The sequence below is a fragment of the Pseudomonas sp. NPDC089422 genome (assembly GCF_044749405.1).
Lineage (GTDB): Bacteria > Pseudomonadota > Gammaproteobacteria > Pseudomonadales > Pseudomonadaceae > Aquipseudomonas.
Genome location: NZ_JBIVHW010000010.1, coordinates 1 through 22,718 on the forward strand (window position 1 = coordinate 1; position 22,718 = coordinate 22,718).

A 22,718-nucleotide genomic window follows, 5' to 3' on the forward strand; every position below is an offset into this window, starting at 1 on the left:
GCCCAGGGCCGCTACTCGGCCGAGGTCGACGCCGAAGTGGTGCCGCAGCCGCGCAACCGCGTGGCCTTGAAGATCAAGATCAACGAGGGCACCGTCGCCGCCATCCAGCACATCAACATCGTTGGCAACACCGTGTTCAGCGATGAAGAGCTGCAGCAGCTGTTCGAGCTGAAGACCACCAACTGGCTGTCGTTCTTCAAGAACGACGACAAGTACGCCCGCGAAAAGCTCTCCGGTGACCTGGAGCGCCTGCGTTCCTACTACCTGGACCGCGGCTACATCAACATGGACATCGCCTCCACCCAGGTGTCGATCACCCCGGACAAGAAGCACGTCTACATCACCGTCAACGTCAACGAAGGCGAGAAGTACACTGTTCGCGACGTGAAGCTGTCGGGTGACCTGAAGGTGCCGGAAGACCAGGTCAAGTCGCTGCTGCTGGTGCAGCCGGGCCAGGTGTTCTCGCGCAAGGTGATGACCACCACCTCCGAGCTGATCACCCGTCGCCTGGGCAACGAAGGCTACACCTTCGCCAACGTCAACGGCGTGCCACAGCCGAACGACCAGGACCACACCGTCGACATCATGTTCGTGGTCGACCCGGGCAAGCGTGCCTACGTCAACCGCATCAACTACCGCGGCAACACCAAGACCGAAGACGAAGTGCTGCGCCGTGAAATGCGCCAGATGGAAGGCGGCTGGGCGTCGACCTACCTGATCGACCAGTCCAAGACCCGCCTCGAGCGCCTGGGCTTCTTCAAGGAGGTCAACGTCGAGACCCCGGCGGTGCCAGGCACCGACGACCAGGTCGACGTCAACTACAGCGTCGAAGAGCAGGCCTCCGGCTCGATCACCGCCAGCGTCGGTTTCGCCCAGAGCGCCGGCCTGATCCTCGGCGGCTCGATCAGCCAGACCAACTTCCTCGGTACCGGTAACAAGGTGTCCATCGGCCTGACCCGTTCGCAATACCAGACCCGCTACAACTTCGGCTTCGTTGACCCCTACTTCACTGCCGACGGCGTGAGTCTGGGCTACAACGCCTTCTACCGCAGCACCGACTACAGCGACCTTGACGTCGATGTGGCCAGCTATGCAGTGGACAGCGTGGGTGCCGGTGTCAGCCTCGGCTACCCGATCAGCGAAACCTCGCGCCTGACCTACGGCTTGAGCGTTCAGCAGGACAAGATCAAGACTGGTAAGTACACCGTTGACGAGATCTTCGACTTCCTCAAGCAGGAAGGTAGCAACTTCACCAACTTCAAGGCTTCGATCGGCTGGTCCGAGTCGACCCTGAACAAAGGTGTGCTGGCAACCCGTGGTCACTCCCAGAGCCTGACGCTCGAGAGCACCATTCCGGGCAGCGACCTGTCGTTCTACAAGCTCGACTACCGCGGCCAGCTGTTCAAGCCGATTACCAACGACTACACCCTGCGCCTGCACACCGAACTGGGCTATGGTGATGGCTACGGCAGCACCTCGGGCCTGCCGTTCTACGAGAACTACTACGCGGGTGGCTTCAACTCCGTACGTGGCTTCAAGGACAGCAGCCTGGGCCCACGCAGTACGCCTAGTACCGGCAAGAACCCAGGCACTATCGCCGACCCGGATCAGGATCCGCTGCCGTTCGGTGGTAACGTGCTGGTGCAAGGTGGTGCCGAATTGCTGTTCCCGCTGCCGTTCGTCAAGGACCAGCGCTCCCTGCGCACCTCCGTGTTCTGGGATGTGGGTAACGTGTTCGACACCAACTGCGGCAGCAAGCCGGATTGCGAAAAGGTTGGCTTCTCGGGCATGGCCAGTTCGGTCGGTCTGGGTGTGACCTGGATTACTGCTCTGGGCCCGTTGAGCTTCAGCCTGGCGATGCCGGTGAAGAAGCCGAGCGATGCCGATACCCAGGTGTTCCAATTCTCTCTGGGCCAGACCTTCTAAGGTCGGCCCTTGCTTAACGACAACGGTTTTTCCAGGAGTGCATCGTGCGTAAATTGGCTCAACTGGCCGTAGTGGCCGCGGCGCTGGTCGCCACCCCGGCTTTCGCCGAAATGAAGGTCGCCGTGCTGAACTATCAGATGGCCCTGCTCGAATCCGATGCCGCCAAGAAGTACGCGGTCGATGCCGAGAAGAAATTCGGCCCGCAACTGACCAAGCTGAAAAGCCTGGAAAGCAGCGCCAAGGGCATCCAGGACCGCCTGATCAAGGGCGGCGACAAGATGCAGCAGCAGGAGCGTGAGCGCCTGGAGCTCGAATTCAAGCAGAAAGCCCGTGACTTCCAGTTCCAGTCCAAGGAGCTGAACGAGGCCAAGGCCGTTGCTGACCGTGACATGCTCAAGCAGCTCAAGCCGAAACTGGACGGCGCTGTCGAGGAAGTGATCAAGAAGGGCGGCTACGACCTGGTTCTCGAGCGCGGCGCGGTCATCGATGTCAAACCACAGTACGACATCACCCGCCAAGTCATCGAGCGCATGAACCAAGCGCGTTGATATGACCGTGACCATGACGCTCGGCCAGCTGGCCGAGGCCCTCGGGGCCACACTCAAAGGCCCTGAGGCGCTGCAGATTACCGGGTTGGCTACCTTGCAGGAGGCCGGCCCCGGTCAATTGAGCTTCCTCGCCAACCCGCAGTACCGCAAATACCTGGACACCTGCCAGGCCGCTGCGGTGCTGCTCAAGGCTGCGGACGCCGAAGGCTTTTCCGGCAATGCCCTGATCGTGGCTGACCCGTACCTGGCTTATGCGCGCATTTCCCACCTGTTCGACCCCAAACCCAAGGCTGTGGCGGGTATTCATCCCAGCGCCGTGGTGGCGGAGGATGCTCAGGTGGATGCCAGCGCCAGTGTCGGGCCGTTCGCGGTCATCGAAAGCGGTGCGCGCATCGACGCCAACGTCAGCATCGGCGCACATTGCTTCATCGGCGCCCGTTGCGTGGTCGGCGAAGGTGGCTGGCTGGCACCGCGGGTCACGCTGTATCACGACGTGACCATCGGCAAGCGTGTTGTCATCCAGTCGGGCGCCGTGATCGGTGGCGAGGGCTTCGGCTTCGCCAACGAGAAGGGCATCTGGCGCAAGATCGCCCAGATTGGCGGCGTCACCATCGGTGATGACGTGGAAATCGGCGTCAATACTGCCGTCGACCGTGGCGCGCTGTCCGACACCCGGATCGGTGATGGGGTCAAGCTCGACAACCAGATCCAGATCGCCCACAACGTGCAGATCGGTGATCACACGGCCATGGCCGCCTGTGTCGGGATCTCCGGCAGTACGCGCATCGGCAAGCATTGCATGCTGGCAGGTGGCGTGGGCCTGGTGGGGCATATCGATATCTGCGATAACGTATTCGTCTCCGGGATGACCATGGTGACCCGTTCGATCACCGAACCGGGCTCCTATTCATCCGGCACGGCCATGCAGCCACTGGCCGACTGGCGCAAGAGCGCGGCGCGAATTCGCCAGCTCGATGACATGGCCAAGCGGCTCCAGCAGCTGGAAAAACGTGTCGATACCGTGACCTCAGGTGGCCAGCCGACATCAGAAGGCTGATACCATTTCCTGAGCAAGAGTGAACAGTCGCTAGCTGGCTCCTCTTTGGACTGCAAAAGGAGCGTGTGGTCAGCACCTGCGCTCCCTATTCTTATTACAGGCTTCCCCCCGAAATGATGGACATCAACGAGATTCGCGAATACCTGCCTCACCGCTACCCGTTCCTGCTGGTAGATCGCGTGACGGATCTGGACTTCGAGGCCCAGAGCATTCGTGCCTACAAGAATGTCAGCATCAACGAGCCGTTCTTCAATGGCCATTTCCCGGCGCACCCGATCATGCCGGGCGTCCTGATCATCGAAGCCATGGCCCAGGCGGCCGGCATCCTTGGTTTCAAGATGCTCGATGCCAAGCCGGCTGATGGCACCCTGTACTACTTCGTCGGTTCCGACAAGCTGCGTTTCCGCCAACCGGTACTGCCGGGCGACCAGCTGGTATTGGAAGCCAAGTTCCTCAGCCGCAAGAGCATGATCTGGAAGTTCGAGTGCCGTGCCCTGGTTGACGGCAAGCCGGTGTGCTCGGCCGAGATCACTTGTGCGGAACGCTCCCTATGAGTTCGATTGATCCGCGGGCGATCATCGATCCGTCGGCCAAGCTGGCCGACGGCGTCGAGGTCGGCCCGTGGTCGATCGTCGGCCCCGATGTCGAAATTGGCGAGGGCACCGTCATTGGCCCGCACGTGGTGCTCAAGGGGCCGACCCGGATTGGCAAGCACAACCGTATCTACCAGTTTTCCTCGATTGGCGAAGACACCCCTGATCTCAAGTACAAGGGTGAGCCCACGCGCCTGGTGATCGGTGATCACAACGTCATCCGCGAAGGTGTGACCATTCACCGTGGTACGGTCCAGGACCGTGCGGAAACCACGCTCGGTGATCACAACCTGATCATGGCCTATGCCCACATCGGCCACGACAGCGTCATCGGCAACCACTGCATCCTGGTCAACAACACCGCGCTGGCCGGGCATGTGCACGTGGGCGACTGGGCGATCCTGTCCGGTTTCACCCTGGTGCATCAGTACTGCCACATCGGTGCCCACGCGTTTTCCGGCATGGGTACGGCGATCGGCAAGGACGTGCCGGCCTTCGTCACGGTGTTCGGCAGCCCTGCCGAAGCGCGCAGCATGAACTTCGAAGGCATGCGCCGCCGTGGCTTCAGCGACGAGGTCATCCATGCCCTGCGCCGTTCCTACAAGATCGTCTACCGCCAGGGCCTGACCGTGGAAGAGGCGATCAAGGAGCTGGACGAGCTGGCAGCCAAGCACGAGCAGGTCGAGCTGTTCCGCCAGTCGATCGTGAACTCCGCCCGCGGCATTACCCGCTGACATGGCGCAGCTTTGCGTAGCCCTGGTCGCGGGTGAGGCCAGCGGCGATATTCTCGGCTCCGGCCTGATGCGCGCCCTCAAGGCGCGCCATCCCGACGTGCGGTTCATTGGTGTCGGCGGCCCGTTGATGGAAGCCGAAGGCCTGCAGTCCTACTTCCCCATGGAGCGTCTTGCGGTCATGGGGCTGGTCGAAGTTCTGGGGCGGCTGCGTGAGCTGCTCAAGCGGCGCAAGGCACTGATCCAGACCCTGATCGGCGAAAAGCCCGATGTGTTCATCGGCATCGACGCCCCCGATTTCACCCTCAATATCGAACTGAAACTGCGTCAGGCCGGGATCAAGACCGTGCATTACGTCAGCCCGTCGGTCTGGGCGTGGCGGCAGAAGCGTGTGCTGAAGATCCGCGAAGGTTGCGACCTGATGCTCACGCTGCTGCCTTTCGAAGCACGTTTCTACGAAGAACAGGGTGTGCCGGTGCGGTTTGTCGGCCATCCGTTGGCCGATACCATTCCGTTGACGGCAGACCGTCAGGCTGCGCGTAGCGAACTGGGCCTTACTGATGGGCCGGTGGTGGCGTTGATGCCAGGAAGCCGTGGTGGTGAGGTCGGGCGCCTGGGGGCATTGTTCCTCGACGCCGCCCAGCGCCTGCGCGAGTTGGTGCCTGGCGTGCGTTTCGTGTTGCCGTGTGCCAACGCGGCGCGTCGTGCCCAGGTCGAGCAGATGCTCGAAGGCCGCGATCTGCCGTTGACCTTGCTCGATGGCCAGTCGCACCGAGCCTTGGCTGCTTGCGACGCGGTGCTGATCGCTTCCGGCACCGCCACATTGGAGGCGCTGCTGTACAAGCGGCCGATGGTCGTGGCCTACCGCCTGGCACCGTTGACCTACTGGATTCTCAAGCGCCTGGTGAAAAGCCCCTACGTGTCGCTGCCCAACCTGCTGGCCCAGCGAGAGCTGGTGCCTGAGTTGTTGCAGGACGCCGCGACCAGCGAAGCCCTGGCACAGACCCTGGCGCCGCTGGTCACCGACGGTGCCCGGCAGACCGAACGCTTCGACGAGATTCACCGCACCCTGCGCCGCGACGCCTCCAACCAGGCGGCCGATGCGGTGCTGGCCTTGCTCAAGGACCGCTGACATGCAGATTGGACTGGACTTCAACCTGGTCGAGGACCTGGTCGCCGGCGTCGACGAAGTCGGCCGCGGCCCGCTGTGCGGTGCGGTGGTCACGGCGGCGGTGATCCTCGACCCGGCTCGGCCGATTCTGGGCCTGAACGATTCGAAGAAGCTCACCGAAGCCAAGCGCGAAGCGCTGTTCGACGAGATCTGCGAAAAAGCCCTGAGCTTTTGCATCGCCCGCGCCGAAGTCGAGGAGATCGACCGGCTGAACATCCTGCAAGCCACCATGCTGGCCATGCAGCGAGCGGTGGAAGGGCTGCACGTGACCCCGAAGCTGGCACTGATCGACGGTAACCGTTGCCCGAAACTGGCGGTGCCGGCTGCGCCGGTGGTCAAGGGTGATAGCCAGGTGCCAGCAATCGCTGCCGCATCGATCCTGGCCAAGGTGACCCGCGACCGGGAGATGAGTGCATTCGAGCTGATCTACCCGGGTTACGGGATTGGCGGGCATAAAGGCTATCCAACACCTGTGCACCTTGAAGCCCTCGCACGCCTCGGGCCCACGCCCATTCATCGGCGCTCGTTCGGCCCGGTGCGGGCCGCCTGGGAAGCCCGCGAAGGCATTACCGACTCGTTGATCTGATGAACTGGGGCCGCTATGCGGCCCCAAATGTTTTAAGCAATTACGCTACAATCCCGCCCTTGTCGTTCAGCACTGCTACAGGACTTTCCATGTCGGTTCCCTTCGTTCACCTGCGCGTCCACTCCGAATTCTCGCTGGTCGACGGCCTGGTGCGGATCAAGCCGCTGGCCAAGGCGCTGGCGGGGATGAGCATGCCGGCGGTGGCGATCACCGACCAGAGCAACATGTGCTCGCTGGTCAAGTTCTACAAGACTGCCATGGGCGCCGGCATCAAGCCGATCTGCGGTGCCGACCTGTGGCTGGCCGGCGCGGACCCGGAAGCACCGCTGTCGCGTATCTGCTTCCTGGCCATGGACCCCAAGGGCTATCGCAACCTCACCGAGTTGATCTCCCGTGGCTGGACCGATGGCCAGCGCAACGGCCTGGTGATCCTCCAGCGTGAGTGGATCGCCCCCGCCAGCGAAGGGCTGATCGCCCTCTCCGCAGGCAAGGAGGGCGATATCGGCATGGCCCTGATGAATGGTCGTCAAGATGAGGCCGAAGCACTGCTGCGCGACTGGATGGGCATGTTCCCCGAGCGTTTCTACGTCGAGGTGCAGCGCACCAACCGCGCCGGCGACGAGGAATACGTGCACGCTGCCGTGACCCTGGCCGACCAGCTCGGTGCGCCACTGGTGGCCACCAACGACGTGCGCTTCATCAAGCAGGCCGACTTCGACGCCCACGAAACCCGCGTCTGCATCGGTGAGGGCTGGACCCTCGACGATCCGCGGCGCCCGCGTGGCTACAGCGACCAGCAGTACCTGAAATCGGCCGAGGAAATGGCCGAGCTGTTCAGCGACCTGCCCGATGCCATTGCCAACACCGTCGAAATCGCCAAGCGCTGCAACATCCAGGTACAGCTCGGCAAGTACTTCCTGCCCGATTTCCCGACGCCCAATGGCATGGGCATCGATGACTACCTGCGCCACGTCTCCCACGAAGGCCTGGAGGAGCGCCTGGCGGTGCTCTGGCCGAAAGAGACCACGCCGAATTACGAAGAGAAGCGTCAGGTCTACCTGGACCGCCTGAAGTTCGAACTGGACATCATCATCCAGATGGGCTTCCCCGGGTACTTCCTGATCGTTATGGACTTCATCAAGTGGGCCAAGAACAACGACGTGCCGGTGGGCCCGGGGCGGGGCTCGGGTGCGGGCTCGCTGGTGGCCTACGTGCTGAAGATCACCGACCTCGACCCGCTGGCCTACGACCTGCTGTTCGAGCGCTTCCTCAACCCTGAACGTATTTCCATGCCCGACTTCGACGTCGACTTCTGCATGGACGGCCGTGACCGGGTGATCGATTACGTGGCCGAAGCCTATGGCCGTAACGCCGTGAGCCAGATCATCACCTTCGGCACCATGGCCGCCAAGGCGGTGGTGCGCGACGTGGCGCGGGTGCAGGGCAAGTCCTACGGCCTGGCCGACCGCCTGTCGAAGATGATCCCGTTCGAAGTGGGCATGACCCTGGAGAAAGCCTACGAGCAGGAAGAGATCCTGCGCGACTTCCTCAAGGGCGACGAGGATGCCCGCGAGATCTGGGACATGGCGCTCAAGCTCGAAGGTGTCACCCGTGGTACCGGCAAGCACGCCGGTGGCGTGGTGATCGCTCCGACCAAGCTCACCGACTTCTCGCCGATCGCCTGTGACGAAGAGGGCGGCGGCCTGGTGACCCAGTTCGACAAGGACGACGTCGAGGCTGCGGGCCTCGTGAAGTTCGACTTCCTCGGCTTGCGTACCCTGACCATCATCAAGTGGGCGATGGAGATCATCAACCGCGAGCAGGCCAAGCAGAACCTGCCCGACCTCAACATCGACTTCATCCCGCTGGACGACCGCAAGACCTACGAGCTGTTGCAGAAGGCCGAAACCACGGCGGTGTTCCAGCTCGAATCCCGCGGCATGAAAGAGCTGATCAAGAAGCTCAAGCCCGACTGCCTGGAAGACCTCATCGCACTGGTCGCACTGTTCCGCCCGGGCCCGCTGCAGTCGGGCATGGTGGACGACTTCATCAACCGCAAGCATGGCCGTGCCGAGCTGGCCTACCCGCACTCCGACTATCAGTACGAAGGCCTCAAGCCGGTACTGGCGCCGACCTACGGCATCATCCTGTACCAGGAACAGGTGATGCAGATCGCCCAGGTAATGGCGGGCTACACCCTTGGCGGCGCCGACATGCTGCGTCGAGCCATGGGTAAGAAAAAGCCCGAGGAGATGGCCAAGCAACGCGGTGGCTTCATCGAGGGTTGCGTCGCCAACAATATCGATGCGGATCTGGCCGGTAACATCTTCGACCTGGTAGAGAAGTTCGCCGGTTACGGCTTCAACAAGTCCCACTCCGCCGCCTATGGCCTGGTGTCGTACCAGACCGCCTGGCTGAAGACCCACCACCCGGCGCCATTCATGGCCGCAGTACTCTCGGCGGACATGCACAACACCGACAAGGTGGTGGTGCTGGTCGAGGAAGTGCGCAGCATGAAGCTGCGCCTCGATGCGCCGGACGTGAACTTCTCCGACTTCAAGTTCACCGTCAACAACGACGGCCGCATCGTCTACGGCCTGGGTGCGATCAAGGGTGTCGGCGAAGGCCCGGTGGAGGCCATCGTCGAGGCGCGTGCCCAGGGTGGCCCGTTCAAGGACCTGTTCGACTTCTGCGAGCGCATCGACCTCAAGCGGGTCAACAAGCGTACCCTCGATGCGTTGATCCGCAGCGGTGCGCTCGACCGCCTGGGCCCGCATTTCCATGACGAGATCAAGGCCTATCAGGCCAATATCGACCTCAACCGTGCGACCTTGCTGTCGGCCCTGGGCGAGGCCATCAAGGCTGCCGAGCAGGCGGCCCATACCGCTGACAGTGGTCACGTCGACCTGTTCGGCGGCATGTTCGACGCGGCGGATGTCGACGTCTACGTCAACCACCGCAAGGTGCGCGAGCTGACCCTCAAGGAACGTCTGAAAGGCGAGAAGGACACCCTGGGCCTGTATCTCACCGGCCACCCGATCGACGAGTACGAGACCGAGATTCGCCGTTTTGCCCGCCAGCGCATCATCGACCTCAAGCCGTCGCGCGAAACCCAGACCATCGCCGGGATGATCATTGCCCTGCGGGTGATGAAGAACAAGAAGGGCGACAAGATGGGCTTCGTCACCCTGGATGACCGTTCCGGGCGCATCGAGGCCTCGCTGTTTGCCGATGCCTACATGGCGGCACAGTCCTTGCTGCAGACCGATGCCATGGTGGTGGTCGAGGGCGAGGTCAGCAACGACGACTTCTCCGGTGGCCTGCGCCTGCGGGTGAAGCAGGTGATGACCATGGAGGACGCGCGCACAAAGCTGGCCGAGAGCCTGCGCCTGAAAGTGGCACACGAGGCGCTCAAGGGCGATCGCCTGAAGTGGCTGGGCGAGCTGATCACCCGCCACCGCGGTGCCTGCCCGATCACGCTGGAGTACACCGGCAGCGACGCCAAGGCCATGTTGCAGTTCGGCGAGCAGTGGAAGATCGACCCGGCCGATGGCCTGATTCAGGCACTGCGTGACCAGTTCGGGCGTGAGAACGTCTTCCTGCAATATCGTTGAATCGACGAAATTTAATCTCGACCTATATGCGCCTGATCCCTTAAGGTAGGGCGCCAAACGGATCAACCGGCCGGCCGCCTGGCCGTAGACCCAAGACGGATGACTATGAACCCGAATTTTCTCGATTTCGAACAGCCGATTGCCGACCTGCAAGCCAAGATCGAAGGCCTGCGCCTGGTAGGCAACGACAACTCGCTGAACATCAGCGATGAAATTGCCCGTCTGCAAGACAAGAGCAACACCCTGACCGAAAGCATCTTCGGCAACCTGACCAGCTGGCAGATCGCCCGCCTGGCCCGCCATCCACGTCGTCCGTACACCCTGGACTACCTGGATCACATCTTCACCGAGTTCGAAGAGTTGCACGGTGACCGCCACTTCTCCGACGACGCTGCAATCGTCGGTGGTACTGCGCGTCTGGACGGCAAGCCAGTGATGGTCATCGGCCACCAGAAGGGCCGCGAAGTGCGCGAAAAGGTTCGCCGCAACTTCGGCATGCCGCGCCCTGAAGGCTACCGCAAGGCCTGCCGCCTGATGGAAATGGCCGAGCGCTTCAAGATGCCGATCCTGACCTTCATCGACACCCCGGGCGCCTACCCGGGCATCGACGCCGAAGAGCGCAACCAGAGCGAGGCCATCGCCTGGAACCTGCGCGTCATGGCCCGCCTGAAGACCCCGATCATCGCCACCGTGATCGGTGAGGGTGGTTCCGGCGGTGCACTGGCCATCGGCGTGTGCGACCAGCTGAACATGTTGCAGTACTCCACCTATTCGGTGATCTCGCCGGAAGGCTGCGCCTCGATCCTGTGGAAGACTGCCGACAAGGCTGCCGACGCCGCTGAAGCCATGGGCATCACCGCTGAGCGCCTGAAGAGCCTGAACATCGTCGACAAGGTTATCCAGGAGCCGCTGGGCGGCGCCCACCGTGACCCGGCGAAGATGTCCGAAAGCATCCGCGCCGACCTGGTGCAGCAGCTGGACATGCTCGGCAAGCTCGACAACCACGCGCTGCTGGCCCGCCGTTACGACCGCCTGATGAGCTACGGCCTCTGATTCAGATTTGCCCCTGGGGCCGCTTTGCGGCCCTTTCGCGACACAAGGCCGCTCCTACAGGCCACCGCAGTCCCTTGTAGGAGCGGCCTTGTGTCGCGAAAGGGGTGCAAAGCACCCCCGGCAATCTCAAGCCAAGTGAGGCGCATATGATCAACCTCACCCCCTGGCTGAAAGCCCCCGCTTGGTACATCGCCTTCTCCGGCGGCCTCGATTCCACCGTCCTCCTGCACCTGCTGGCCAACCACGCCCGCAGCCACGCATCACCTCCGTTGCGCGCCTTGCACATCCATCACGGCCTGCAATCCGCTGCCGACGCGTGGCCTGCCCATTGCCAGTCCATCTGCGACCAGCTCGGTATCGAACTCCAGGTCATCCACGTCCAGGTCATCCCCGGCGCCAGTCTCGAACAGGCCGCCCGTGACGCCCGCTATGCCGCCCTGGCGAACGTCCTCGGCCGCGGTGACATCCTGTTCACTGCCCAGCACCGCGACGACCAGGCCGAAACCTTGCTCTTCCGTCTGCTACGCGGTGCCGGCCTGCGCGGTCTGGCGGCGATGCCCTCGCAGCGGTCACTAGGGCAGGGCAACCTGGTCAGACCATTGCTGGATGTTTCCCGGCAGCAGCTGCATGACTACGCCCAGGCCCATGGCCTGAGCTGGATCGAAGACCCCTCCAACAGCGACACGGCCTTTGCTCGCAATTACCTGCGCGGCGAGGTGTTCCCGGTGTTGCAGCAACGCTGGCCGCAAGCCAGCCAGAACCTTGCCCGCTGCGCAGAGCATCTGGGCGAGGCGCTCGGTTTGCTCGATGAGATGGCACAAGGTGACCTGGCTCAGGCCGGGGAGGGTGCTTCACCTGCCTGGGCGGGCCTGGACTCGCTCGATCTGGCCGTGCTCGGCGAATGGTCGCCCGCGCGTCAGCGCAATGCCCTGCAATACTGGCTCAGCCGCCGTACCCGTTTGCCCGATACCCGCCATTGGGCCGGCTGGGCGGATCTGCGCGATGCAGCAGGGGATGCACAACCGATCTGGCGCCTTGCCGACGGTCAGCTGGTTCGCAGTCACGGGCGTGTCTGGTGGTTGAGTGGCGACTGGCTGAAACAACCTGTCGGCCCGTTGGCCTGGGGCGATCCCGGGGTTGCATTGGCATTGCCGAATAACGGCAACGTACGTCTTGCTTGCACCCGGTCGATGGATGGCCTACATGTCAGCTACCGGCAGGGCGGCGAGGTGCTGGACATCCCCGGCCGCGGCCGACGCGACCTCAAGCGCCTGCTCAACGAGCTGCAGGTCCCGCACTTCGTGCGCCCGCGCCTGCCGTTGCTGTATTGCGGCGAGCGCCTGCTGGCGGTGGCCAATCTGCCTTCGCTGGCGCAGGCCGATTGCCAGCTTCACTGGCAGCTGCCGACGAACGCGCAAGGTTTGAGCTGAAGGGTACATTCCGGTAGACTACCCTCCCTTCTTGATACAACTTCTGTGGCTTCCCCGGAAACACAGCAGTTGCCGATTACCAAGCAGTTTTTTGCTGGGCTGATTCTGGAAATGACGAGCGAGCTCCATGCCGGGGATACCCCTGGTCTGTACAGACGCGGCAGTTTTTCGAGATGCACTGTGATTGACGCAGGTGATCGGGGGCTTCGGCCTTCCTTCGCTTTCTCCGGCGGCGCTGGCCGCCTTAACGCAGACTTCTAGGGTTTTTCATGACGCGCTACATATTCGTCACGGGCGGTGTTGTTTCTTCATTGGGGAAAGGCATTGCCTCGGCATCCCTGGCGGCCATCCTGGAAGCGCGGGGCCTGAAGGTCACCATGCTCAAGCTGGATCCGTACATCAACGTCGATCCGGGCACCATGAGCCCGTTCCAGCATGGTGAAGTGTTCGTCACCCACGATGGCGCCGAGACCGACCTCGACCTGGGCCACTACGAGCGGTTCATCCGCACCACCATGACCCAGAACAACAACTTCACCACCGGCCGCATCTACGAGCACGTGCTGCGTAAAGAACGCCGTGGTGACTACCTGGGCGCGACCATCCAGGTCATCCCGCACATCACCGACGAAATCAAGCGTCGCATCATCAAGGGCGCCGGCGATGCCGACGTGGCCCTGGTGGAAATCGGCGGTACCGTGGGTGACATCGAGTCGCAGCCGTTCCTCGAGGCGATCCGCCAGCTGCGTGTCGAAGTGGGCTCCAAGCGCGCCATGCTGATGCACCTGACCCTGGTCCCGTACATCGCCACCGCTGGCGAGACCAAGACCAAGCCGACCCAGCACTCGGTCAAGGAACTGCGCTCCATCGGCCTGCAGCCTGACGTGCTGATCTGCCGCTCCGACCACCCGGTCGACGCCTCGTCGCGCCGCAAGATCGCGCTGTTCACCAACGTCGAAGAGCGTGCGGTGATCTCGCTGGAAGACGTTGACACCATCTACAAGATCCCGGGTGTGCTGCACGCCCAGGGTCTGGACGACTTCGTCGTCGAGCGCTTCGGCCTGCAGTGCAACAGCGCTGACCTGTCCGAGTGGGACAAGGTGGTCGATGCCAAGCTCAACCCTGAGCAGGAAGTCACCATTGCCATGGTCGGCAAGTACATGGAGCTGCTGGATGCGTACAAGTCGCTGATCGAAGCGATGAGCCACGCCGGCATCACCAACCGTACCAAGGTCAACTTGCGCTACATCGACTCCGAAGACATCGAGAACCAGGGCACCAGCCTGCTCGAAGGCGCCGACGCCATCCTGGTACCGGGCGGTTTCGGCCTGCGTGGCGTGGAAGGCAAGATCACCGCGGTGCAGTACGCCCGTGAGAACAAGGTCCCGTACCTGGGCATCTGCCTCGGCATGCAGGTGGCCGTGATCGAGTTCGCCCGCAACGTGATGGGCTGGAAAGACGCCAACTCCACCGAGTTCGACCGCAACAGCGGCCACCCGGTGGTCGGCCTGATCACCGAGTGGGCCGATGCCACCGGTGCTGTCGAGACCCGTACCGAAGCGTCCGACCTGGGCGGCACCATGCGCCTGGGCGCGCAGGACTGCCAACTGGCTGCCGGTTCCAAGGTGCACGACTGCTACGGCAAGGACGTGATCACCGAGCGTCACCGTCACCGCTACGAGGTCAACAACAACCTGCTGCCACAGCTGGTTGACGCTGGCCTGGTGGTTTCCGGTCGTTCCGAAGACGGCGCGCTGGTCGAAGTGGTCGAGGCCAAGGACCACCCATGGTTCGTTGCCTGCCAGTTCCACCCGGAGTTCACCTCCACCCCGCGTGACGGTCACCCGCTGTTCAGCGGCTTCGTCAAGGCGGCCCTGGCCCAGAAGAACAAGGCCTGATTATTTCAGGTCTTTGATGAGTTTTCCGACGGTTAAAGCCGCGCAAGGCTCATTTCTCGGGTAAAGTACGCCCCGATCTACCCCTGACCGCTCGGTCAGGGGTTGCTTCTGCCAGGCCTGCCTGCTGCGTCCCCGCCTGGTGCAAGGCAAGAATTCCCTAAAGTTGCGTTGTTTTCGTCAATTCTGGAGTGCTTACAACAATGGCAAAAATCGTCGACATCAAAGGTCGTGAAGTTCTCGATTCGCGTGGCAACCCCACCGTGGAAGCCGATGTACTGCTCGACAACGGCATCATCGGCAGCGCTTGCGCGCCGTCCGGTGCTTCCACCGGCTCGCGCGAAGCGCTGGAGCTGCGTGATGGCGACAAGAGCCGTTACCTGGGCAAGGGCGTGCTGAAGGCCGTCGCCAACATCAACGGCCCGATCCGTGACCTGCTGCTGGGCAAGGATCCTTCCGACCAGAAGGCCCTGGACCGCGCCATGATCGAACTGGACGGTACCGAGAACAAGGCCAAGCTGGGCGCCAACGCCATCCTGGCCGTGTCCCTGGCTGCCGCCAAGGCCGCTGCACAGGACCAGGACCTGCCGCTGTACGCGCACATCGCCAACCTGAACGGCACCCCGGGCCAGTACTCGATGCCGGTGCCGATGATGAACATCATCAACGGCGGCGAGCACGCCGACAACAACGTCGACATCCAGGAGTTCATGGTTCAGCCGGTTGGCGCCAAGACCTTCTCCGACGGCCTGCGCATGGGTACCGAAATCTTCCATCACCTCAAAGCCGTGCTGAAGGCCCGTGGCCTGAACACTGCCGTCGGTGACGAAGGTGGTTTCGCCCCGAACCTGGCTTCCAACGAAGATGCTCTGGCTGCCATCGCCGAAGCGGTCGAGAAAGCGGGCTACAAGCTGGGCACCGACGTGACCCTGGCCCTGGACTGCGCGGCTTCCGAATTCTACGAAGACGGCAAGTACAACCTGTCTGGCGAAGGCAAATCGTTCGACGCCGAAGGTTTCGCCGAATACCTGAAAGGCCTGACCGAGCGCTTCCCGATCATCTCGATCGAAGACGGCCTGGACGAGTCCGACTGGGCTGGCTGGAAGATCCTGACCGACAAGATCGGTGCCAAGGTACAGCTGGTCGGTGACGACCTGTTCGTGACCAACACCAAGATCCTCAAGGAAGGCATTGAGAAGGGCATCGGTAACTCGATCCTGATCAAGTTCAACCAGATCGGCTCGCTGACCGAAACCCTGGAAGCCATCCAGATGGCCAAGGCTGCCGGCTACACCGCAGTGATCTCGCACCGCTCCGGTGAAACCGAAGACTCGACCATTGCCGACCTGGCCGTGGGTACCGCTGCTGGCCAGATCAAGACTGGCTCGCTGTGCCGTTCCGACCGCGTCTCGAAGTACAACCAACTGCTGCGCATCGAAGAGCAACTGGGTGCCAAAGCGGTTTACCGTGGTCGTGCCGAGTTTCGCGGCTAAGCAAGAGATGGTAAAAAGACAGCAGCCGAGGCTGCCGGAACTTTCGTAATGAATTTTCTGGCGCTTCATGCGGGTTTCTGTCAACGAAGCCTGGCCTCGGCCAGGCTTCGTGCTATATGACGCCCGTGTGCGGCGGTCTTTAACCTGGATACCTTGATGCGCAGTCCCTATTGGTTGTTCCTTGTCCTGCTCCTGCTGCTTGGTGGCCTGCAGTACCGCCTTTGGGTGGGTAACGGCAGCCTGGCGCAAGTGGCCGAGCTCAAGCAGCAGATCGACGAACAGCACGCCGAGAACGAACGGCTGCTGGAGCGTAACCGCGTGCTCGATGCCGAGGTGCTGGAGCTGAAGAAAGGTATGGAGACCGTCGAAGAGCGGGCTCGTCATGAACTGGGAATGGTCAAAGAGGGCGAAACCCTCTTCCAGCTGCCGCAAAAATGATTGAAACACTACCGGCCTTCTGGGCCGTGATTCCTGCTGCGGGCGTCGGTGCCCGCATGGCTGCCGACCGCCCCAAGCAATACCTGGAGCTGGCCGGGCAGACCATCCTCGAGCACAGCCTCGACTGTTTTCTTGGCCACCCCTCGCTCAAGGGCGTGGTGGTCAGCATTGCCGAAGACGACCCCTACTGGCCGGGCCTGCGTTGTGCCAGCGACCCGCGCATCCAGCGTGCCCCGGGCGGTGACGAGCGTGCCGACTCGGTGCTCAATGCCTTGTTGCTGTTGCATGCCCAGGGGGCGTCGGACAACGACTGGGTGCTGGTGCACGATGCGGCGCGGCCGAACCTGGCGCGCAGTGACCTGGACAAGTTGCTGTCGGAACTGGCCGATGACCCGGTAGGCGGGCTGCTGGCGGTGCCGGCGCGCGATACCCTCAAGCGCGCCGACGGCAAAGGGCGGGTGGCCGCGACGGTGGATCGCAGCACCATCTGGCAGGCCTATACGCCGCAGATGTTCCGCCTGGGGGCTTTGCATCGGGCCCTGGCCGAGAGCCTGGTTTCCGATGTGGTGGTGACCGATGAGGCGTCGGCCATCGAATGGTCGGGGCAGGCACCGCGACTGATCGAAGGGCGCAGTGACAACATCAAGGTCACCCGGCCGGAAGACCTGGAGTGGCTGCGCCAGCGCTGGGCTGGCAGGCGCTGAGATTGCCGGGACCGCTGCGCAGTCCTTTCGCGACACAAGGCCGCTCCTACAGGGAATTGCGATCTTCTGTAGGAGCGGCCTTGCGTCGCGAAAGGGGCGCAACGCGGCCCCGGCATCCGATCAGGTCACCCGATATTCCGGCAGCCCCGCCAACCCTTCCTTCAGGTAATCCACCAAGCGCCTGACCTTCGGTGACAAGTGCCGCTGCTGCGGATACAACGCCCACACCGCCGTATTCGGGGGCTGATGCCCTTCCAGCAACGATACCAGTGCGCCACTGTTCAAGTGCTCAAGCACGTAATAGTCCGGCAACTGGCACAACCCCATCCCCAACAGCGCCGCATCCAGCACCGCCTGGCCACTGTTGCAGCGCCAGTTGCCCTGCACCCGCTGGCTGATCTCGCGACCCTCCAGCTGCAAGGCCCACAGGTCGGAGCTGCCAATCAGGCAATTGTGCCGGGCCAGTTCCGACAGGCTGTGCGGCCGCCCGTAACGCTCCAGGTACGCCGGTGAAGCGCACAGGTACATGCGCCGCGGCGCAAGGCGTGTTGCCACCAGCCGGGAGTCGGCCAAGCGGCCCAGGCGGATCGCCAGGTCCATGCCTTCGTGCAGCAGGTCCAGGGTGCGGTTGCTCAGTTCGACTTCGACCCGCAATTGCGGATACAGGGCCATGAAACGCGTCACCAGCGGCACGATGAAGCGCTCACCATAGGCCACCGCGCAGGTCATGCGCAGCAGGCCCTTGGGTTCGCTGGCCAGGTCGCCCATGGCGCGCAGTGCTTCCTCGCGGCCGTCCTGCAGGCGTTGGCAATGCTGCAGAAAAGTCTGCCCGGCCTCGCTCAGGGCCACCCGGCGGGTACTGCGGTACAGCAAACGGGTCTGCAAGCGTTCTTCCAGGCGGGCGATCTGCCGGCTGATGTGCGACGACGACACGCCCAGGCGCTCGGCTGCCGCCGTGAACTGACCAGACTCGGCCACGGCGACGAATTCGTCGATGCCTTCCCAGCGGCTGCTCATGGATTATCCCTGTATGGCAATAATGTTTTGGCTTTGCCTGGATTATTCATCAAAAGCGCCTGGATTACACTGCAGGACTGTATCGATCCTTTGTCTGGAGACCCTGTGATGATCAAGTCCCGTGCTGCCGTTGCCTTCGAGGCCAAGAAACCCCTGGAAATCGTCGAAGTCGACGTGGCCATGCCCAAGGCCGGCGAAGTGCTGCTGCGCGTGGTCGCCAGCGGTGTCTGCCACACTGACGCCTACACCCTGTCCGGCGCCGACCCGGAAGGTATCTTCCCGTCGATCCTCGGCCATGAAGGCGGTGCGATCGTCGAAGCGATTGGCGAGGGCGTGACCTCGGTGGCGGTGGGCGATCACGTGATCCCGCTGTACACCCCGGAATGTGGCAAGTGCAAGTTCTGCCTCTCGGGCAAGACCAACCTGTGCCAGGCCATCCGTGCCACCCAGGGCAAGGGCCTGATGCCGGACGGCACCACTCGCTTCTCGTACAAGGGCCAGCAGCTGTTCCACTACATGGGCACCTCGACTTTCTCCGAGTACACCGTGCTGCCGGAAATTTCCGTGGCCAAGATCCAGAAGGAAGCACCGCTGGAGAAGGTCTGCCTGCTCGGCTGCGGCGTCACCACCGGTATCGGCGCGGTACTCAACACTGCCAAGGTCAAGGCGGGTGACACCGTGGCCATCTTCGGCCTCGGCGGCATCGGCCTGTCGGCCGTGATCGGTGCCGTCAAGGCCAAGGCCTCGCGCATCATCGCCATCGACATCAACCCGGCCAAGTTCGAGATCGCCCGCCAACTGGGTGCCACCGACTGCATCAACCCGAAAGACTACGACCGCCCGATCCAGGAAGTGATCGTCGACCTCACCGACGGCGGCGTCGACTTCTCGTTCGAGTGCATCGGCAACGTGCAACTGATGCGCGCGGCCCTGGAATGCTGCCACAAGGGCTGGGGCGAGTCGGTGATCATCGGTGTCGCCGGTGCCGGCCAGGAAATCGCCACCCGTCCGTTCCAGCTGGTGACCGGCCGCGTCTGGCGTGGTTCGGCATTCGGCGGCGTACGTGGCCGCAGCGAGCTGCCAAGCTATGTGGACATGGCCGAGAAGGGCGAGATCCCGCTGGATACCTTCATCACCCACACCATGGGCCTGGAAGACATCAACAAAGCCTTCGACCTGATGCACGAAGGCAAGAGCATCCGTAGCGTGATCCACTTCTGAGGTCAGCCATGAGCCTGGATAACATCTCTTGCCAGAAGAGCTTCGGCGGCTGGCACAAGCGTTACCGGCATCACTCCAAGGTGCTGGGCTGCGACATGGTGTTCGCTGTCTACCTGCCACCGCAGGCCGAGCAGGGTGAAAAGCTGCCGGTGCTGTACTGGCTCAGCGGCCTCACCTGCACCGACGAGAACTTCATGCAGAAGGCTGGTGCCCAGCGCCTGGCCGCCGAGCTCGGGCTGATCATCGTCGCCCCCGACACCAGCCCGCGTGGCGAGCAGGTGCCGGGCGACCCTGACGGCGCCTGGGACTTCGGCCTCGGCGCCGGGTTCTACCTCAACGCCACCCAGCAGCCCTGGGCGCAGCATTACCGCATGCACGACTATGTGGTGCAGGAGTTGCCGGCACTGATCGAGGCGCACTTCCCGGCCTCCGACCAGCGCAGCATCAGCGGCCACTCCATGGGCGGCCATGGCGCACTGGTGTGCGCCTTGCGCAACCCGGGGCGCTATCGCTCGGTGTCGGCGTTCTCGCCGATCAGCAACCCGATGGATTGCCCATGGGGCGAGAAGGCCTTCAGCCGCTACCTGGGTGAAGACCGTGCGCGCTGGCGTGAGTGGGATGCCAGTGTACTGCTGGCGGAAACGCCTGCAGGCGAGTGCCCGCCGTTGCTGGTGGACCAGGGCGACCGTGATGACTTCCTCGAGAAGCAGCTCAAGCCTGAAGCGCTGGAGCAGGCTGCACGCAAAGGGGGGCATGCACTGACCCTGCGCCTGCAGCCTGGCTATGACCACAGCTACTACTTCATCGCCAGCTTCATCGATGAGCACCTGCGCCATCATGCGATGGCATTGGGGCGGGTGTAACAGCCCGGTCCAAAAGCCGCCCAACCTCCTGCAAAGCAGGTAGAATCACGCCCTGACTCAATCAGGGCGTTTTTCTATGCGTATTGGCCACGGCTACGATGTGCACCGTTTCTGCGACGGTGATTTCATTACCCTGGGTGGGGTGCGTATCCCCCACAAATACGGCCTCCTGGCCCATTCCGACGGTGACGTGCTGCTGCACGCCCTGAGCGATGCCTTGCTCGGCGCTGCGGCACTGGGCGATATCGGCAAGCATTTCCCCGACACCGACCCGCAGTTCAAGGGCGCCGACAGCCGCGTGCTGCTGCGTCATGTGGTCGCTATCGTCAAGGCCAAGGGCTGGCAGGTTGGCAACGTCGACGCCACCATCGTTGCCCAGGCACCGAAAATGGCCCCGCATATCGAAACCATGCGCCAGCTGATTGCCGAAGACCTGCAGGTCGAACTCGACCAGGTCAACGTCAAGGCCACCACCACCGAGAAGCTCGGCTTCACCGGCCGAGAGGAGGGCATTGCCGTGCATTCGGTTGCCCTGTTGCTGCCAGCATGACCGAACTGGAGTTGCTGGGCCCGCGCGCTTCGGGCGAATCCCTCGGCACCGCCGTCCTTAAGGCCGTGGCCGAAGACTTCCAGGTCGACGAGGTGTTGGACATTCCGCTGTCCGGCCAGGGCGAGCACCTGTGGCTGTGGGTCGAGAAGCGTGACCTCAACACTGAGGAAGCCGCCCGCCGCCTGGCCCGTGCCGCCGGCGTACCGGTGCGCGCCATCAGCTATGCCGGCCTCAAGGACCGCCAGGCCCTGACCCGCCAGTGGTTCAGCCTGCACCTGCCCGGCAAGGCCGACCCTGACCTGTCGCGTGCCGAAGACGACACCCTGCGCGTGCTCAAGCAGGTGCGCCACCAGCGCAAGCTGCAGCGTGGCGCCCATTCGGCCAACGGCTTCACCTTGCGCCTGACCGCCCTGGCAGCTGACCACCAGGCCCTCGATGCACGCCTGGAGCAGCTCAAGCAGCAGGGCGTGCCGAACTACTTCGGCAGCCAGCGTTTCGGCCACGGCGGCGGCAACGTCCACGATGCCCAGGGCTGGGCAGCGCGCCAGGCCCTGCCAGAACAGCGCAACGTTCGTTCGCGCCTGCTTTCGGCGGCGCGCAGCTACGTGTTCAACCAGGTGCTGGCGGCGCGTGTCGCCGATGGCAGCTGGCAGCGCGCCCAGGTCGGGGATCTGTTGGCGTTCACTGACAGCCGTAGTTTCTTTCCAGCGGGCGAGCAGGAATGTTCCGATCCTCGCCTGGGAATTCTGGACCTGCATCCCACCGGCCCGATGTGGGGGGAAGGCCCTTCGCCCGCAGCCGGCGTGACCTCCGAGGTGGAGACCGCGATCGGCGAACAGCACCTGGCACTTTGCCAATGGCTCGCGTATGCGGGCATGAGTCACGAACGGCGCATCCTGCGGCTCCCTATTGGCGGCCTGACGTGGCATTATCCCGAGCCTGATATCCTGCAACTGGAATTCGTCCTTCCGGCCGGATGCTTCGCCACCGTGGTGGTGCGCGAACTCGTCGATCTGGTGCCGGCAGGGCAGACGGACAGCCCATGCGTATTCTGATTTCGAATGACGACGGTGTTACGGCACCTGGCCTCGCCGCGCTTCACGGTGCGCTGGCGGATTATGCCGAGTGCGTGGTGATCGCCCCGGATCAAGACAAGAGCGGCGCCGGCAGTTCGCTGACGCTGGACCGGCCGCTGCACCCGCAGACCCTGGCCAACGGCTTCATCAGCCTCAACGGCACGCCGACCGATTGCGTGCACCTGGGGCTCAATGGGCTGCTGCCGGAGCCGGTGGACCTGGTGGTTTCAGGTATCAACCTGGGGGCCAACCTGGGCGATGACGTGATCTACTCGGGCACGGTGGCCGCCGCGCTGGAGGGCCGCTTCCTGGGCGGTACCTCGCTGGCGTTCTCGCTGCTGTCGCGGCTGCCCGACAACCTGCCGACGGCGGCCCATATCGCCCGCCGCCTGGTAGAGGCACTGCCGCGCCTGCAACTGCCGCCGCGGACTGTGCTCAACGTCAACATCCCCAATCTGCCGCTGGAGCACATCCGTGGCATCCAGCTCACCCGCCTCGGTCATCGGGCGCGGGCGGCGGCGCCGACCAAGGTGGTCAACCCGCGCGGCAAGGAAGGCTACTGGATCGCCGTGGCCGGAGATGCCGAGGATGGCGGGCCGGGCACCGATTTCCATGCCGTCATGCAAGGCTACGTATCGATTACCCCGTTGCAGCTGGACCGCACGTTCAACGATGCCTTCGAACAGCTCGATGGCTGGCTGGAGGGCCTGCTCTGATGCGTGAACAGGACGATCTGCAGCGCCGAGGCGGTA

20 protein-coding genes are annotated in these 22,718 nt (G+C 63.2%); 19 read left to right on the plus strand and 1 reads right to left on the minus strand.

The genetic code is table 11. The annotated features are described in order from the left end of the window. From bamA to ispD, 14 genes are all read left to right on the plus strand, one after another. Positions 1-1,926, plus strand: a 1,926-nt coding sequence (gene bamA / locus ACIPZ8_RS18925; protein WP_400726175.1) for an outer membrane protein assembly factor BamA, incomplete at its 5' end; no start/stop codon positions are given. Positions 1,927-1,970: 44 nt separating this feature from the next. After that, positions 1,971-2,474, plus strand: a complete 504-nt coding sequence (locus ACIPZ8_RS18930; RefSeq protein WP_003252311.1) for an OmpH family outer membrane protein — start codon at positions 1,971-1,973, stop codon at positions 2,472-2,474. Between the two features lies 1 nt (position 2,475). Continuing rightward, complete coding sequence (gene lpxD, locus ACIPZ8_RS18935; protein ID WP_400726180.1) at positions 2,476-3,531, plus strand: UDP-3-O-(3-hydroxymyristoyl)glucosamine N-acyltransferase; 1,056 nt, start codon at positions 2,476-2,478, stop codon at positions 3,529-3,531. 113 nt (positions 3,532-3,644) lie between these two features. Next, positions 3,645-4,085 carry a 3-hydroxyacyl-ACP dehydratase FabZ gene (gene fabZ / locus ACIPZ8_RS18940; RefSeq protein ID WP_003252314.1) on the plus strand — a complete coding sequence of 147 codons (441 nt, stop codon included), beginning with the start codon at positions 3,645-3,647 and terminating at the stop codon, positions 4,083-4,085. Further along, a complete protein-coding gene (gene lpxA / locus ACIPZ8_RS18945) occupies positions 4,082-4,858 on the plus strand; it encodes an acyl-ACP--UDP-N-acetylglucosamine O-acyltransferase (protein WP_085675614.1) in 777 nt (258 codons plus the stop codon). Before fabZ ends, lpxA begins: the two co-directional genes overlap by 4 nt. Position 4,859: 1 nt before the next feature. Then, positions 4,860-5,987, plus strand: coding sequence for a lipid-A-disaccharide synthase (gene lpxB / locus ACIPZ8_RS18950; RefSeq protein ID WP_400726182.1), 1,128 nt, complete (start codon positions 4,860-4,862; stop codon positions 5,985-5,987). Position 5,988: 1 nt separating this feature from the next. After that, positions 5,989-6,612: a ribonuclease HII gene (gene rnhB / locus ACIPZ8_RS18955; protein ID WP_294340765.1), complete on the plus strand. Its 624-nt coding sequence runs from the start codon at positions 5,989-5,991 to the stop codon at positions 6,610-6,612. Positions 6,613-6,701: 89 nt separating this feature from the next. Beyond that, a complete protein-coding gene (dnaE, locus tag ACIPZ8_RS18960) occupies positions 6,702-10,226 on the plus strand; it encodes a DNA polymerase III subunit alpha (protein WP_400726185.1) in 3,525 nt (1,174 codons plus the stop codon). Between the two features lie 105 nt (positions 10,227-10,331). After that, the gene (accA, locus tag ACIPZ8_RS18965) at positions 10,332-11,279 is read left to right on the plus strand and encodes an acetyl-CoA carboxylase carboxyl transferase subunit alpha (protein ID WP_400726188.1); all 948 of its coding nucleotides are present in this window, start codon (positions 10,332-10,334) and stop codon (positions 11,277-11,279) included. A gap of 146 nt (positions 11,280-11,425) precedes the next feature. Continuing rightward, positions 11,426-12,709, plus strand: a complete 1,284-nt coding sequence (tilS, locus tag ACIPZ8_RS18970; protein ID WP_400726191.1) for a tRNA lysidine(34) synthetase TilS — start codon at positions 11,426-11,428, stop codon at positions 12,707-12,709. 269 nt (positions 12,710-12,978) lie between these two features. Then, positions 12,979-14,607 carry a CTP synthase gene (locus tag ACIPZ8_RS18975; protein ID WP_400726193.1) on the plus strand — a complete coding sequence of 543 codons (1,629 nt, stop codon included), beginning with the start codon at positions 12,979-12,981 and terminating at the stop codon, positions 14,605-14,607. Positions 14,608-14,807: 200 nt separating this feature from the next. Further along, complete coding sequence (gene eno / locus ACIPZ8_RS18980) at positions 14,808-16,097, plus strand: phosphopyruvate hydratase (RefSeq protein WP_054885360.1); 1,290 nt, start codon at positions 14,808-14,810, stop codon at positions 16,095-16,097. Between the two features lie 156 nt (positions 16,098-16,253). Continuing rightward, complete coding sequence (gene ftsB, locus ACIPZ8_RS18985; protein WP_023534037.1) at positions 16,254-16,535, plus strand: cell division protein FtsB; 282 nt, start codon at positions 16,254-16,256, stop codon at positions 16,533-16,535. Next, positions 16,532-17,239 carry a 2-C-methyl-D-erythritol 4-phosphate cytidylyltransferase gene (ispD, locus tag ACIPZ8_RS18990; RefSeq protein WP_400726196.1) on the plus strand — a complete coding sequence of 236 codons (708 nt, stop codon included), beginning with the start codon at positions 16,532-16,534 and terminating at the stop codon, positions 17,237-17,239. Before ftsB ends, ispD begins: the two co-directional genes overlap by 4 nt. Positions 17,240-17,359: 120 nt before the next feature. Here the strand turns inward: ispD and ACIPZ8_RS18995 are convergent, their stop codons facing one another. Beyond that, positions 17,360-18,256, minus strand: a complete 897-nt coding sequence (locus ACIPZ8_RS18995; RefSeq protein ID WP_400726199.1) for a LysR substrate-binding domain-containing protein — start codon at positions 18,254-18,256, stop codon at positions 17,360-17,362. Between the two features lie 108 nt (positions 18,257-18,364). Here ACIPZ8_RS18995 and ACIPZ8_RS19000 point away from each other — a divergent pair, with 108 nt between their 5' ends. The 5 genes from ACIPZ8_RS19000 (at position 18,365) to surE (ending at position 22,682) form a co-directional block, all read left to right on the plus strand. After that, complete coding sequence (locus ACIPZ8_RS19000; RefSeq protein ID WP_400726202.1) at positions 18,365-19,477, plus strand: S-(hydroxymethyl)glutathione dehydrogenase/class III alcohol dehydrogenase; 1,113 nt, start codon at positions 18,365-18,367, stop codon at positions 19,475-19,477. Positions 19,478-19,485: 8 nt separating this feature from the next. Continuing rightward, positions 19,486-20,340, plus strand: a complete 855-nt coding sequence (fghA, locus tag ACIPZ8_RS19005; RefSeq protein WP_110639789.1) for an S-formylglutathione hydrolase — start codon at positions 19,486-19,488, stop codon at positions 20,338-20,340. A 76-nt stretch (positions 20,341-20,416) separates the two neighbouring features. Beyond that, on the plus strand, positions 20,417-20,890 hold the full coding sequence (gene ispF, locus ACIPZ8_RS19010) for a 2-C-methyl-D-erythritol 2,4-cyclodiphosphate synthase (protein WP_400726205.1): 474 nt from the start codon (positions 20,417-20,419) through the stop codon (positions 20,888-20,890). Next, a complete protein-coding gene (gene truD / locus ACIPZ8_RS19015) occupies positions 20,887-21,945 on the plus strand; it encodes a tRNA pseudouridine(13) synthase TruD (protein WP_400726208.1) in 1,059 nt (352 codons plus the stop codon). The genes ispF and truD overlap by 4 nt, the downstream gene beginning before the upstream one ends. Then, positions 21,933-22,682 carry a 5'/3'-nucleotidase SurE gene (surE, locus tag ACIPZ8_RS19020; protein WP_060510080.1) on the plus strand — a complete coding sequence of 250 codons (750 nt, stop codon included), beginning with the start codon at positions 21,933-21,935 and terminating at the stop codon, positions 22,680-22,682. Before truD ends, surE begins: the two co-directional genes overlap by 13 nt. The last annotated feature ends 36 nt before the right edge of the window (positions 22,683-22,718 follow it).

Excerpts from the sequence above, each read along its gene's own strand:
- lpxD (WP_400726180.1), top strand. The coding sequence starts at position 2,476 with ATGACCGTGACCATGACGCTCGGCCAGCTGGCCGAGGCCCTCGGGGCC.
- fabZ (WP_003252314.1), top strand. The coding sequence starts at position 3,645 with ATGATGGACATCAACGAGATTCGCGAATACCTGCCTCACCGCTACCCG.
- lpxA (WP_085675614.1), top strand. The coding sequence starts at position 4,082 with ATGAGTTCGATTGATCCGCGGGCGATCATCGATCCGTCGGCCAAGCTG.
- lpxB (WP_400726182.1), top strand. The coding sequence starts at position 4,860 with ATGGCGCAGCTTTGCGTAGCCCTGGTCGCGGGTGAGGCCAGCGGCGAT.
- rnhB (WP_294340765.1), top strand. The coding sequence starts at position 5,989 with ATGCAGATTGGACTGGACTTCAACCTGGTCGAGGACCTGGTCGCCGGC.
- dnaE (WP_400726185.1), top strand. The coding sequence starts at position 6,702 with ATGTCGGTTCCCTTCGTTCACCTGCGCGTCCACTCCGAATTCTCGCTG.
- accA (WP_400726188.1), top strand. The coding sequence starts at position 10,332 with ATGAACCCGAATTTTCTCGATTTCGAACAGCCGATTGCCGACCTGCAA.
- tilS (WP_400726191.1), top strand. The coding sequence starts at position 11,426 with ATGATCAACCTCACCCCCTGGCTGAAAGCCCCCGCTTGGTACATCGCC.
- ACIPZ8_RS18975 (WP_400726193.1), top strand. The coding sequence starts at position 12,979 with ATGACGCGCTACATATTCGTCACGGGCGGTGTTGTTTCTTCATTGGGG.
- eno (WP_054885360.1), top strand. The coding sequence starts at position 14,808 with ATGGCAAAAATCGTCGACATCAAAGGTCGTGAAGTTCTCGATTCGCGT.
- ftsB (WP_023534037.1), top strand. The coding sequence starts at position 16,254 with ATGCGCAGTCCCTATTGGTTGTTCCTTGTCCTGCTCCTGCTGCTTGGT.
- ispD (WP_400726196.1), top strand. The coding sequence starts at position 16,532 with ATGATTGAAACACTACCGGCCTTCTGGGCCGTGATTCCTGCTGCGGGC.
- ACIPZ8_RS18995 (WP_400726199.1), bottom strand. The coding sequence starts at position 18,256 with ATGAGCAGCCGCTGGGAAGGCATCGACGAATTCGTCGCCGTGGCCGAG.
- ACIPZ8_RS19000 (WP_400726202.1), top strand. The coding sequence starts at position 18,365 with ATGATCAAGTCCCGTGCTGCCGTTGCCTTCGAGGCCAAGAAACCCCTG.
- fghA (WP_110639789.1), top strand. The coding sequence starts at position 19,486 with ATGAGCCTGGATAACATCTCTTGCCAGAAGAGCTTCGGCGGCTGGCAC.
- ispF (WP_400726205.1), top strand. The coding sequence starts at position 20,417 with ATGCGTATTGGCCACGGCTACGATGTGCACCGTTTCTGCGACGGTGAT.
- truD (WP_400726208.1), top strand. The coding sequence starts at position 20,887 with ATGACCGAACTGGAGTTGCTGGGCCCGCGCGCTTCGGGCGAATCCCTC.
- surE (WP_060510080.1), top strand. The coding sequence starts at position 21,933 with ATGCGTATTCTGATTTCGAATGACGACGGTGTTACGGCACCTGGCCTC.